The sequence below is a fragment of the Cellulomonas pasadenensis genome (assembly GCF_047229365.1).
Classification (GTDB): Bacteria; Actinomycetota; Actinomycetes; order Actinomycetales; family Cellulomonadaceae; genus Cellulomonas.
On record NZ_JBFTEP010000042.1, the window covers coordinates 1 to 12,132 of the forward strand.

Below are 12,132 nucleotides of genomic sequence, written 5' to 3' on the forward strand. Positions count from 1 at the left end.
GAGTCTCGTGGGCTCGGAGATGTGTATTAGAGACTGGCGCCGGCCTGCTCACGGTCGCGGCGCCCGACGGCGTCGCCGGCTGGTGGACCGGGCTCGTCGAGCCGGCCCTGCGCGCCCTGGCCCAGCGGACGGTGGTCGAGCGCCCCGGTGTCGACGCGTACGCGACCCTCGCTGCCGCCGCGCTCGGCGCGCTGCGCGCCCACACGGCGCAGGAGCCGCCGGCCGGCGCGCCCGTCGTGCTCGTGCTGCCCGCGCCGGGGGAGGCGCGGCCGCTCGTCGTGCACGCGCTCGCGGCGGCCCTCGTCGGCGGCGGCGTCGACGCCCGGCTCGTCGGCGGGCCGGTCTCGACCCGGCACGCGGGGGAGCTGGCGGTGATGACGCGTGCCCGTGCGGTCGTCACGGTGTCCGAGCGCACGGCGCCCGACCTGTCCGTCGTGGCGCGGCTCGCGCAGGAGCGTCCCGACCTGCCGCAGTACGTGATGGTGGGCGACGCCGCCGCGGACCGGGTGCCGCTCGACCGCTCGGTCCACCGGGCGCGCACGTTCGTGGGGCTGCTGCACGAGGCGCTCGCCGCGGTCGGCGAGTCGTCATCGCTGTGACCAGGGTGACCGTCCAGTAACGTCGACGCACCCGAACGCGTGATCGCATTTCGCGCGCGGAGCGCCAAGCGGGAGGAAACGGTGCGGTGACCGTTCCACCGGGTCCGTCCAGGGCTAACGTGACGCACCGTTGACGCCGATACGCCGTGAGGGTGACCGGCCCGCGCGAGGAGGATCCACATGGCAGGAGTCGTGGTGTGCCACGGCTCGGCGACCGTCAGGGAACGGCTCGTCGTGACGTCGATCGGGGTGCCGTCCCTCGCGCCGGTGCGGGCGGCGGCCACGGCCGACGAGCTCGTCGCGCTCGCCCGGCGGATCGCCCCCACGGTGGTCCTGCTCGACGCGCACCTGCCGGGTGCGGGGCCGGCCGAGGCGATCCGTCGCCTGCGCGCCGTCGCGCCCGCCGCGGCGGTGGTGCTGCTCGCCGGCCCGGAGGACGGGGAGGCGCTCGACCGTGCGCTCGCCCTCGGTGCCCGCGGCTTCCTCGCGCCCGACGTCGGCCGGGCCGAGCTCGCGGCCGTCGCCGCGCACGTCCAGGCCAGCCCCGCCCCGACCGGTGCCCCGGCGCCCGTCGGCGCCGGTGCGGGCGCCGGGCCGCACGCGGTGCCCCCGCTGCAGGAGGCGCACGCCGCCCGGGTCGAGGCCCCCGTCGGCCCGCGCGCGGTCGAGGGTGCGCCCGTGCTCACCAAGCGGGAGATCGAGGTGCTCGTCGGCATGAGCCACGGGCGCTCCAACGCGCAGATCGGCCAGGAGCTGTTCCTGTCCGAGGACACCGTGAAGACGCACGCGCGGCGCCTGTTCCGCAAGCTCGGCGCGTCCGACCGCGCCCAGGCGGTCGCCATCGGCCTGCGCCGCGGCATCATCGACTGACCTGCCCGGACGCCGCCGCGCGCGGCCGCCCGTCCCACGGACCGGCACGGACCTCGTCCGTGCCGGTCCGCGTGCGTCACGGGTTCGGCGTCGGGGGTCCGGACGACCCCCGCGGGGCCGTATCCTGGCCCGATGACGGAGCTGGCACCCGGCGCCCCGGCCGACCCGTTCGCCCGCATCGGGCTCACCTACGACGACGTCCTCCTCCTCCCCGGAGAGACGGACGTGATCCCCAGCGAGGTCGACACGACCTCGCGGCTCACGCGCGAGATCTCGGTCCGCGTGCCGCTGGTCTCCGCGGCGATGGACACCGTGACCGAGGCGCGCATGGCGATCGCCATGGCGCGGCAGGGCGGTGTCGGCATCGTGCACCGCAACCTCTCCATCGCGGACCAGGCCCACCACGTCGACCGCGTGAAGCGCAGCGAGTCCGGCATGATCACCGACCCGGTGACGGTCTCGCCCGACGCGACGCTCGCCGAGCTGGACCGGCTGTGCGGCACCTACCGCGTGTCGGGCCTGCCCGTGGTCGACGACCAGGAGCGGCTGCTCGGCATCATCACCAACCGCGACCTGCGGTTCGTGCCCGCCGGCGAGTTCGAGACGCGGCGCGTCCGCGACGTCATGACGTCGATGCCGCTGGTGACCGCCCCCGTGGGCATCGCCCGCGACGACGCCGCGGCGCTGCTCGCCAAGCACAAGGTCGAGAAGCTCCCGCTCGTCGACCCGGCCGGCAAGCTCGCGGGCCTCATCACCGTCAAGGACTTCGTGAAGTCCGAGCAGTACCCGCACGCCACCAAGGACGCCGACGGCCGCCTCGTCGTCGGCGCCGCGATCGGGTTCTTCGGCGACGCGTGGGAGCGGGCGACCGCCCTCGTCGAGGCGGGCGTCGACGTGCTGGTCGTGGACACCGCGAACGGCCACGCCCGGCTCATGCTCGACATGGTGCGCCGCCTGAAGTCGGACCCCGGCACGGCGCACGTGCAGGTCGTCGGCGGCAACGTCGCGACGCGCGAGGGCGCCCAGGCGCTCGTCGACGCGGGTGCGGACGCGGTCAAGGTGGGCGTCGGCCCCGGCTCGATCTGCACCACGCGCGTCGTCGCCGGCGTGGGCGTCCCGCAGGTGACGGCGATCCACGACGCGGCGCAGGTGTGCCGCCCCGCGGGCGTGCCGGTCATCGGCGACGGCGGCCTGCAGTACTCGGGCGACATCGCGAAGGCGCTCGTCGCCGGTGCGGACACCGTCATGCTCGGCTCCCTGCTCGCGGGCTGCGACGAGTCGCCCGGCGACCTGGTCTTCGTCAACGGCAAGCAGTACAAGCACTACCGCGGCATGGGCTCGCTCGGTGCGATGGCGTCCCGAGGGCGCGTCTCCTACTCGAAGGACCGCTACTTCCAGGCCGACGTGACGACGGACGAGAAGATCGTGCCCGAGGGCATCGAGGGGCAGGTGCCGTACCGCGGCCCCCTGTCCGCGGTCGCGCACCAGCTCGTCGGCGGGCTGCACCAGTCGATGTTCTACGTCGGCGCGCACACGGTGCCGCAGCTGCAGGAGCGCGGGAAGTTCATCCGCATCACGCCGGCGGGGCTCAAGGAGTCCCACCCGCACGACATCCAGATGACCGTCGAGGCCCCGAACTACACGGGCCGCTGACGCGTCGCGGCACCACCCGCCGGCCCGCGCCGCCGGTCCGCCGGGCACCCGCCCGCGCGGGCGGCGGCGCGGGCCGGTGCGCGTGCGCCGGTAGGCTCGGGGGGTGAGCAGCGACATCGAGATCGGGCGCGGCAAGCGCGGCCGGCGGGCCTACTCCTTCGACGACATCGCGGTGGTGCCCTCGCGCCGCACGCGTGACCCGGAGGAGGTCTCCGTCGGCTGGCAGATCGACGCGTACCACTTCGACCTGCCCGTCCTGGCGGCGCCGATGGACTCCGTCGTGAGCCCCGCGACCGCCGTGGCCCTCGGCAAGGCCGGCGGCGTGGGCGTCCTCGACCTCGAGGGGCTGTGGACGCGGTACGAGGACCCGACGCCGCTGCTCGAGGAGATCGCGGCGCTGGACGCCGCGCGGGCGACCCTCCGGATGCAGGAGATCTACGGCGAGCCGATCAAGCCGGAGCTGATCCGCGCGCGCATCCAGGAGGTGCGCGACGCCGGCGTGACGGTCGCGGGCGCCCTGAGCCCGCAGCGGACGCAGGAGCACTGGCGCACGGTCGTCGACGCGGGTGTCGACCTGTTCGTCATCCGCGGCACCACGGTGTCGGCGGAGCACGTGTCGGGGCGTGCGGAGCCGCTCAACCTCAAGCGCTTCATCTACGAGCTCGACGTGCCCGTCATCGTCGGCGGCGCGTCGACGTACACGGCTGCGCTGCACCTCATGCGCACGGGCGCGGCCGGCGTGCTCGTCGGCTTCGGCGGGGGAGCGGCGCACACCACCCGGCTGTCGCTGGGCATCCACGCCCCCATGGCGACGGCGGTCGCGGACGTCGCCGCCGCACGCCGCGACTACCTCGACGAGTCGGGCGGCCGGTACGTGCACGTCATCGCCGACGGCGGCGTCGGGCGCTCGGGCGACCTGGTCAAGGCGATGGCGTGCGGCGCGGACGCCGTGATGCTGGGGGCCGCCCTGGCCCGCGCCGAGGAGGCCCCCGGCCGCGGCTACCACTGGGGTCCGGAGGCGCACCACCCGGAGCTGCCGCGCGGCGAGCGCGTGCACGTCGGCACCGCGGGCTCGCTCGAGCAGATCCTCTTCGGTCCGGGGCACACGGCGGACGGCACGCTCAACCTCATCGGTGCCCTGCGCCGCGCGATGGCGACGACCGGCTACAGCGACCTCAAGGAGCTGCAGCGCATCGAGGTCGTCGTCTCGCCGTACCAGCCGCACTGACGCGCCGCACCGGCGCACCGCACCGAACCAGCACCGGCGCACCGCACCGAAGCAGCACCGACGCACCGCACCGGCGCCGCACGACCGAGGGCGGCCACCCGCAGGGGTGGCCGCCCTCGGCGCGTCCGGGGCCGCCGGTGGCGGACTCAGGGCACGGGGTGCGTCAGCGGCTCCTCGGCGCGCACCACGGTGCGTGCGTCGTCGGCGTCCCGCGCCGCGCCGCCGTGGTGGCGACCCAGCGGCAGCACGAGCGGCGAGCCCGCGACCGGGTCGGGGACGACGCGCGACTCCATGCCGAAGACGTCGCGGACCATCTCCTCCGTGACGACGTCGGCGGGGTCGCCCTGCGCGTAGAGCCGCCCGGCGCGCACGGCGACGAGGTGGTCGGCGTAGCGCGCCGCGAGGTTGAGGTCGTGCAGCACCATGACGACGGTCGTCCCGCGCTGCCGGTTGAGGTCGGTGAGCAGGTCGAGCACCTCGACCTGGTGGGCGACGTCGAGGAACGTCGTCGGCTCGTCGAGCAGCAGCACGTCGGTGCGCTGCGCGAGGGCCATGGCGATCCACACGCGCTGCCGCTGGCCGCCCGACAGCTCGTCGACGGGCCGGTCCGCGAGCTCGAGCGTGTCGGTGGCGCGCAGAGCCTCCTCGACGATCGCGTCGTCCTCGGCCGTCCAGCGCCGCAGCCAGCCCTGGTGCGGGTAGCGGCCGCGGCCGACGAGGTCGGCGACGGCGATGCCCTCGGGCGCGACGGGCGTCTGGGGCAGGAGGCCGAGCACGGTGGCGACCTCACGCGACGGCACGTCGGTGATCGGGATGCCGTCCAGCAGGACGCGCCCGGACCGGGTGCGCAGCAGGCGTGCCATCGCGCGCAGCAGCGTCGACTTCCCGCACGCGTTCGCACCGACGACGATGGTGACCTTGCCGGGCGGCACCGCGAGCGACAGGTCGTGCACGACGACGCGGTCGTCGTAGCCGATGGTCGCCTGCTCGACGGCGAGCGTGTGCGTGCCCGGCTGCGGGCTGGGGCGGGTGCTCACAGGGTGCCTCCGGAGCGGTTGGACCTGGCCAGCAGCCAGAGCAGGTAGGGCGCCCCGACGACGCCGGTGACGACGCCGACGGGGAAGCGGGTGCCGACGAGGTGCTGCCCGGCCAGGTCCGCGACCAGGACGAGCAGCGCGCCCACCAGCGCGGCGGGCACGAGCAGGGAGCCGGTGCCGCGCACCAGGCGGTGCGCGAGCGGGCCGGACAGGAAGGCGACGAACGCGATCGGCCCCGTGGACGCCGTGGCGGCGGAGATGAGGCCGACGGCCACGACGATGAGCCCGAGACGTGCGCGGTCGGGCCGGACGCCGAGGCCGGCGGCGAGCTCGTCGCCGAGCTGGAGCGCCGCCAGGCGGCGCGCGAGGACGACGGCGACGGGGGCGAGCACGAGCACCGGGACGGCCAGCTGCGGCACGCCGTCCCAGAAGGCGCTGTTGAGGCTGCCGCTGAGCCAGCGCAGCGCGTCGGCGACGTCGTACACGTTCGCGCGCGTGAGCGCGTAGGACACGACGGACTGCAGCATGGCGCCCACGCCGATGCCGACGAGCACGAACCGTGCGCCGTGCACGCCCCGCCGCCACGCGAGCGCGTAGATCGCGGCGGCGACGCCGACGCCCGCGACGACGGACACGACGGGCACCGCGGCGCCGGCCAGGCCGACCGACGTGATGGACAGGACGGCCGCGGCGCTCGAGCCCGCGGTGATGCCGATGATGTCGGGGCTCGCCAGCGGGTTGCGGAGCATGGTCTGGAAGATCACGCCGCCGATGCCGAACGCGACCCCGGCGAGCGCGCCGGTGAGCACGCGCGGGAGCCGCAGCCGGCCGACGGTGAAGGACGCGCCCGGCACGTCCTGGCCGGTCAGCACGCGGAGCACGTCGCCGAGCGGGTGGACGCGCTCGCCGACGACGAGCGAGACGACCGCCACGGCGAGCGTCGCGACGGCGAGGACGGCGACGACGGTCCACCAGTGCCGGGCACGGCGGCGGCGCCCCGGCGCGACGACGGATCCGGCGGGTGCGGCGCCGCGCACGGCGGTGGCGCTCACAGCTCGCGGACCTTCGTGCGGCGGACGATCGCGATGAGCACGGGCGCGCCCAGCAGCGCGGTCATGATGCCGACCTCCAGCTCCTGGGGCCGGGCCACGACCCGGCCGAGCACGTCGGCGCCCACGAGCAGGATGCCCCCGAACGCGGCGGCGTAGGGCAGGACCCAGCGGTGCGAGGGCCCGGTGAAGCCGCGCGCGAGGTGCGGCATGACGAGCCCGACGAAGGCGATGGGCCCGGCGACCGCGACGGCCGCGCCGGACAGCAGCACGGCGGCGAGCGCGCCGAGCGCGCGGACCGTGCCGGTGTGCTGCCCGAGGCCGGTCGCCAGGTCGTCGCCGAGCGCGAGCGCGTCGAGGCCGCGGGCGACCGCGACGGCGAGCACCCCGCCGACGACGAGGAACGGCAGGATCGTGAGGATGGTCGGCACGTCGGCGCGGCCGAGCGACCCCACCTGCCAGAACCGGAACGTGTTGAGCACGTCGGTGCGGGTGAGCAGGACCATGCTGATCAGCGACGACGCAGCGGCCGTCACGGCCGCGCCCGCGAGGGCGAGCTTGAGCGGCGTCGCCCCGCCCCGTCCGGCCGAGCCGACCGCGTACACGAGCGCCATGGTGGCGCCGGCGCCCGCGAAGGCGACCCACACGTAGCCGGTGAGCGTCGACAGACCGAACCACGCGATGCCGGCGACGACGAACAGCGAGGCGCCGAAGCTGACACCGAGGATGCCCGGGTCGGCGAGCGGGTTGCGCGTGAGGCCCTGCATGACCGCCCCGGCGAGCCCGAGGGCGGCGCCGACCAGGAGGCCGAGGACGGTGCGGGGTACGCGGGACGCGACGGCGGCCTGCGCGATGTCGTCCGGGGCGGGGTGCAGCAGGCCCGCGACGACGTCGGACCAGCCGACGACGCGCGAGCCGAACGAGACCGACAGGACGCACACGACGACGAGCGCGACGAGGCACACGACGAGCCCGACGACGCGTCGTCGTGGGGGTGGTGGTCACCGGAGGAGGTGTCCTGTCACTTCACGTTCTGCGCGGCGGCCTGGAGCAGGTCCAGGTAGTCGTCGAGCGCCCACGGGATCGACAGGACCGTCGGGCCGGAGGTGGCGGAGGCCAGCGGCGTGTTGTCGGGAAGGACGACGACGGCGCCGTTCGCGATCGCCGGCAGCTTGCCCAGCAGCGGGTCGGCCTGCAGGGTCGCGAGCAGGTTCTCGTCGCCGTAGGTGACGAAGATGTCCGCGTCGGCGACCTGGTCGATCTGCTCGGCGGCGAGGTCGACGTAGAACAGGCCGTCGTCCTCGAACGCCTCGACGCTCGCCGGCAGGGTCATGCCGAGGTCGGAGAGCAGCTGGACGCGGGCGTCGACCTTGGTGTAGATGCCCACCGACGACAGGTCGGTCGGGTCGAGGTAGGCGTACGCGACGGACTTGCCCGCGACGTCGGGGCGCTCGCCCAGCGCGTCCTCGATCTGCTGCTCGACCTCGTCGATCTTCTCCTGGGCCTCGTCCTCGAGCCCGAGCGCGCGGCCGTTGGTCAGCGCCATGTCCCGCCAGTTGGTCCCCCACGCGATCTCGGGGAAGGACACGGTCGGCGCGATCTCCGACAGCGTGGTCCAGTCGTCCTCCGACAGGCCGGAGTAGGCGGCGAGCACGACGTCGGGCGCGGTGTTCGCCACGGCCTCGTAGTCGATGCCGTCGGTCTCGTCGAAGAGCTCGGGCAGGGCGTCGCCCGTGCCGCCGAGCTCCTCGAGGGCCTCGTACGTCCACGGGTGGATGCCGTCGCCGTCGTCGTCGCCGAACGTCTGCGCGGCCATGCCGACCGGCACGACGCCGAGCGCCAGCGGGACGTCGTGGTTGCCCCACGCGACGGTGGCCACGGCCTCGGGCTGCGTCTCGATCGTGGTCTCGCCGAAGGTGTTCTCGAGCGTGACGGGGAAGGCGCCGTCGCCGGCGGCGGTGGACGACGTGGCGTCCGAGCCGCCCTCGGGCGTGCCCGTGGCGCAGGCGGCGAGCAGGAGGGTCACGGCGGCGCCGGCGACGAGGGGTCGCAGGGCGCGGCGGGTGGGCGCAGTGCGCATGGTGTCCTTCGCAGGGGGAGTCGGCGGGGAGGCCGTCTGGCGGCGGTCCGGACCGCCGTAGGTGAGGCTTACCTTACGGCACCGCCTCGGCGGTGGCGTACACCCGTCCATCGGCCATCGCGCGGATGCCCGATCGTGCCCGGATGTCGACCGACGGCCTGGCTCATAGGTGGCGATGGGGCTCGCTGTCGGTCACTCACGGCGAAGCGGCGGTCCGTTCACCCCCGGATCTGTGGGAGTCGCTTGACGGTCGGACACGCACAGGGACATGCTGAGCGACGACGCACCGTGACGTCCGTCACGGTGCCCCGCAGGACGACGACGTCCGCCGGTCGTGCGCCGTGGCGCGACCGCCGCGACGGGGTCGCCCGCGAGCCGCTCGAGGAGAACGATGAAGGTCTTCCGGTTCTACGCCCCCGGCGACGTGCGCCTGGAGGAGGCCGACGAGCCGCACGCCGGCCCGGGCGAGGTGCGGATCCGTGTGCGGGCGTGCTCCATGTGCGGCACGGACGTCAAGATCTCGACCTCCGGCCACCAGCGCATCGTGCCGCCGCGCGTGATGGGTCACGAGATCGCCGGTGAGGTGGACGAGGTCGGCGACGGCGTCGACGGCTGGGCGGCGGGCGACCGCGTCCAGGTCATCGCCGCGATCCCGTGCGGGCGCTGCGACTGGTGCCGCGCCGGCGTGATGACCATCTGCCCGAACCAGGTCTCGATGGGCTACGACTTCGACGGCGGGTTCGCCGCGCACATGGTCGTGCCCGCCGCGGTGCTGGCCGTCGACGGCCTCAACCGCGTCCCCGAGGGCGTGGGGTTCGCCGAGGCCTCGGTCGCGGAGCCGTTCGCGTGCGCCATCAACGCGCAGGAGCTCGCCGACGTGCACGACGGCGACGTCGTGGTCGTCGTCGGGTCCGGCCCCATCGGCTGCCTGCACGTGCGCCTCGCGCGGGCGCGGGGCGCGTCGGCCGTCTACCTCGTCGAGCTCAGCCGCGAGCGCCTCGACCTCGCCGCCGAGCTCGTCAAGCCGGACGCCGCGGTCTGCGCGTCGGAGGTGGACGCGGTCGACGCCGTGCTGGAGCTGACCGGAGGCCGGGGCGCCGACGTCGTCATCACCGCCGCCGCGTCCGGCGCCGCGCAGGAGCAGGCGCTGCGCATGGTCGCGCCGCGCGGCCGGATCAGCTTCTTCGGCGGCCTCCCCAAGGACCGCCCCACGATCACGCTCGACTCCAACGTCGTGCACTACAAGGAGCTGACGATCGTCGGCGCCAACGGGTCGAGCCCCGACCACAACAAGCAGGCGCTCGGCCTCATCGCCGACGGCAGCGTGCCCGTGCACGACCTCATCACCCACCGGCTCCCGCTCGAGCGCGTCGTCGAGGGCATCGACGTCGTCCGCTCCGGCGCGGGCATCAAGGTCACCATCGAGCCCTGACCCGGCACCGCAGCACCAGCGCACCGCCTGCACGACCCGCGCCGCCCGGACCGTCCCGCAGGACACCGCCGGGCGGCGCGCCCCCCAGATCAACGACGATCGACCAGCGGAGTGTGACCGGCCATGACGACCACCGCAGCCGCACCGACCCTCGGCCGAGGACGGACCGCCCAGGTCCGCCTCCAGCGGTTCGGCGCCTTCCTCACCGGCATGATCATGCCGAACCTGCCCGCGTTCCTCGCGTGGGGCCTCATCACCGCCCTCTTCATCGACGTCGGGTGGCTGCCCAACGGCGTCCTCGGCGGCTTCGGCGACGCCGGCCAGGCGGGCGCGTGGCAGGGGGCCGCCACCCGCCTCGTCGAGGCGGAGGACGGCACGACGTTCCAGCAGTACCTGGGCCTCGTCGGCCCGATGGTGACCTACCTGCTGCCGCTGCTCATCGCGAACGCCGGCGGCCGCATCGTGCACGGCGAGCGTGGCGGCGTCGTCGCGACGATCGCGACGCTCGGCATCATCGTCGGGAGCACGGTGCCGATGTTCCTCGGCGCGATGATCGTGGGGCCGCTGGCCGCGTACGTGATGAAGCGGGTCGACGCGCTGTGGGACGGCAGGATCCGGCCCGGCTTCGAGATGCTCGTCAACATGTTCTCGGCGGCGATCGTCGGGGCGGCGATGTCGGTCGCGGCGTTCTTCGGCATCGCGCCGGTGGTCTCGCAGATCAGCGCGTGGCTCGGCGACCTGGTCGCCTGGCTCGCCGAGAACAGCCTGCTGCCGCTCATGAGCGTGATCGTCGAGCCGGCCAAGGTCCTGTTCCTCAACAACGCGATCGGCAACGGCGTGCTCGTCCCGCTCGGCGCGCAGCAGGTGGTCGACGACGGCAAGTCGCTGCTCTTCCTCGTGGAGGCCAACCCCGGCCCGGGTCTCGGCATCCTGCTCGCGTACACGCTCCTGGGCGTCGGCGCGGCGCGCTCCACGGCGCCCGGTGCGATCGTCGTGCAGTTCTTCGGCGGCATCCACGAGGTCTACTTCCCGTTCGTGCTGATGAAGCCGGCGCTCATCGTCGCCGCGATCGCCGGCGGTGCCACCGGCATCGCGACGAACGTGGTGTTCGGCAGCGGCCTCGTGGGACCGGCGGCACCGGGCAGCATCTTCGCGGTGTACGCGCAGACGGCGCGGGACAGCTACCTCGGCGTGACGCTGTCGGTGCTGCTGTCGGCCGCGGTGTCGTTCCTGGTCGCGGCGGTGATCCTGCGGGCCACGCGCAAGCGCGACCTCGCGGCGGGGGAGAGCGGCGACCTGGCCGCCGCCGTCGCGGCGACCGAGGCCAACAAGGGGCGCAGCAGCGCGGCGCTCGGGGCGCTCGCGACCGGTGCCGCCGGGGCGGCCGGTACCGGCGGCGCGGTCGCCGACGGGGACGCGACGGCGGCGCCCGTGCGGCTGGTCGTGTTCGCGTGCGACGCCGGCATGGGCTCCAGCGCCATGGGTGCGGCCGTGCTGCGCGACAAGCTGCGCAAGGCCGGGTTCGGCGACGTCCAGGTGGTCAACAAGGCGGTCGCGAACCTCGACGACTCCGCCGACCTCGTCATCAGCCAGCGCGAGCTCACCGAGCGCGCGCGGCTGAAGGCGCCGACGACGCGGCACCTGTCGGTGGACAACTTCATGAGCAGCCCGGTGTACGACCAGGTCGTCCAGGAGGTCGCGGCGACGCGCTCGGGCACGACCGCGGGAGCCGGGGCGGTGGACGCGTGAGCGACGTCCTGAGCGCCGCGACCTGCCGGGCCGACGGTCGTGCGACCACGTACGAGGACGCGATCCGCGAGGCGGGCGCGCTGCTCGTGGACGCGGGCGCGGTGACGCCCGCGTACGTCGACGGGATGCTCGCGCGCGAGCGGACCATGACGACGTACATGGGGAACGGCCTGGCGATCCCGCACGGGACCCTCGAGTCGACGGGCGAGATCCGCCGGTCGGCCGTGTCGGTGGTGCGCTACCCGCACGCCGTCGACTGGAAGGGGTCGCCGGTCCGGGTCGTCATCGGCATCGCGGGCGCGGACGGCGAGCACCTGGAGGTGCTGTCGCGGATCGCCCTCGTGTTCGCCGACGAGGAGCAGGCGGCGCGCGTCGCCGGCGCCGAGACCGTCGACGAGCTCATGGCCGTGCTCGGGCAGGTCAACGCCTGACCCG

General features: G+C 74.7%; 10 protein-coding genes and 1 pseudogene. 7 read left to right on the plus strand and 4 right to left on the minus strand.

Annotation, left to right across the window (positions count from 1 at the left end; all coding sequences use genetic code 11):
• The 4 genes and pseudogenes from AB6N23_RS08090 to AB6N23_RS08105 all read left to right on the plus strand — a co-directional run.
• A pseudogene (locus AB6N23_RS08090) lies at positions 1-599 on the plus strand (MerR family transcriptional regulator); the annotation flags it as partial.
• A 180-nt stretch (positions 600-779) separates the two neighbouring features.
• Positions 780-1,469: a helix-turn-helix transcriptional regulator gene (locus AB6N23_RS08095; protein WP_378202514.1), complete on the plus strand. Its 690-nt coding sequence runs from the start codon at positions 780-782 to the stop codon at positions 1,467-1,469.
• A gap of 132 nt (positions 1,470-1,601) precedes the next feature.
• Positions 1,602-3,122, plus strand: a complete 1,521-nt coding sequence (gene guaB, locus AB6N23_RS08100) for an IMP dehydrogenase (RefSeq protein ID WP_412865587.1) — start codon at positions 1,602-1,604, stop codon at positions 3,120-3,122.
• Between the two features lie 103 nt (positions 3,123-3,225).
• Complete coding sequence (locus AB6N23_RS08105) at positions 3,226-4,350, plus strand: GuaB3 family IMP dehydrogenase-related protein (protein ID WP_412865588.1); 1,125 nt, start codon at positions 3,226-3,228, stop codon at positions 4,348-4,350.
• Positions 4,351-4,496: 146 nt separating this feature from the next.
• Here AB6N23_RS08105 and AB6N23_RS08110 read toward each other — a convergent pair whose 3' ends face one another.
• From AB6N23_RS08110 to AB6N23_RS08125, 4 genes are read right to left on the minus strand one after another with little or no spacing between them, the layout of a single operon-like run.
• Positions 4,497-5,387, minus strand: coding sequence for an ABC transporter ATP-binding protein (locus AB6N23_RS08110; RefSeq protein ID WP_412865589.1), 891 nt, complete (start codon positions 5,385-5,387; stop codon positions 4,497-4,499).
• Entirely contained in the window at positions 5,384-6,439 is a 1,056-nt protein-coding gene (locus tag AB6N23_RS08115; protein ID WP_412865590.1) for a FecCD family ABC transporter permease, read from the minus strand. Before AB6N23_RS08115 ends, AB6N23_RS08110 begins: the two co-directional genes overlap by 4 nt.
• Positions 6,436-7,401: a FecCD family ABC transporter permease gene (locus AB6N23_RS08120; RefSeq protein WP_412865591.1), complete on the minus strand. Its 966-nt coding sequence runs from the start codon at positions 7,399-7,401 to the stop codon at positions 6,436-6,438. The genes AB6N23_RS08115 and AB6N23_RS08120 overlap by 4 nt, the downstream gene beginning before the upstream one ends.
• A gap of 56 nt (positions 7,402-7,457) precedes the next feature.
• Entirely contained in the window at positions 7,458-8,516 is a 1,059-nt protein-coding gene (locus tag AB6N23_RS08125; RefSeq protein WP_412865592.1) for an iron-siderophore ABC transporter substrate-binding protein, read from the minus strand.
• Between the two features lie 391 nt (positions 8,517-8,907).
• Between AB6N23_RS08125 and AB6N23_RS08130 the strand changes: the two genes are divergently transcribed.
• The 3 genes from AB6N23_RS08130 (at position 8,908) to AB6N23_RS08140 (ending at position 12,128) form a co-directional block, all read left to right on the plus strand.
• Complete coding sequence (locus AB6N23_RS08130; protein WP_412865593.1) at positions 8,908-9,948, plus strand: zinc-dependent dehydrogenase; 1,041 nt, start codon at positions 8,908-8,910, stop codon at positions 9,946-9,948.
• 123 nt (positions 9,949-10,071) lie between these two features.
• The gene (locus AB6N23_RS08135) at positions 10,072-11,697 is read left to right on the plus strand and encodes a PTS mannitol transporter subunit IIBC (protein WP_412865594.1); all 1,626 of its coding nucleotides are present in this window, start codon (positions 10,072-10,074) and stop codon (positions 11,695-11,697) included.
• Positions 11,694-12,128, plus strand: a complete 435-nt coding sequence (locus AB6N23_RS08140; protein ID WP_412865595.1) for a PTS mannitol transporter subunit IIA — start codon at positions 11,694-11,696, stop codon at positions 12,126-12,128. The genes AB6N23_RS08135 and AB6N23_RS08140 overlap by 4 nt, the downstream gene beginning before the upstream one ends.
• The last annotated feature ends 4 nt before the right edge of the window (positions 12,129-12,132 follow it).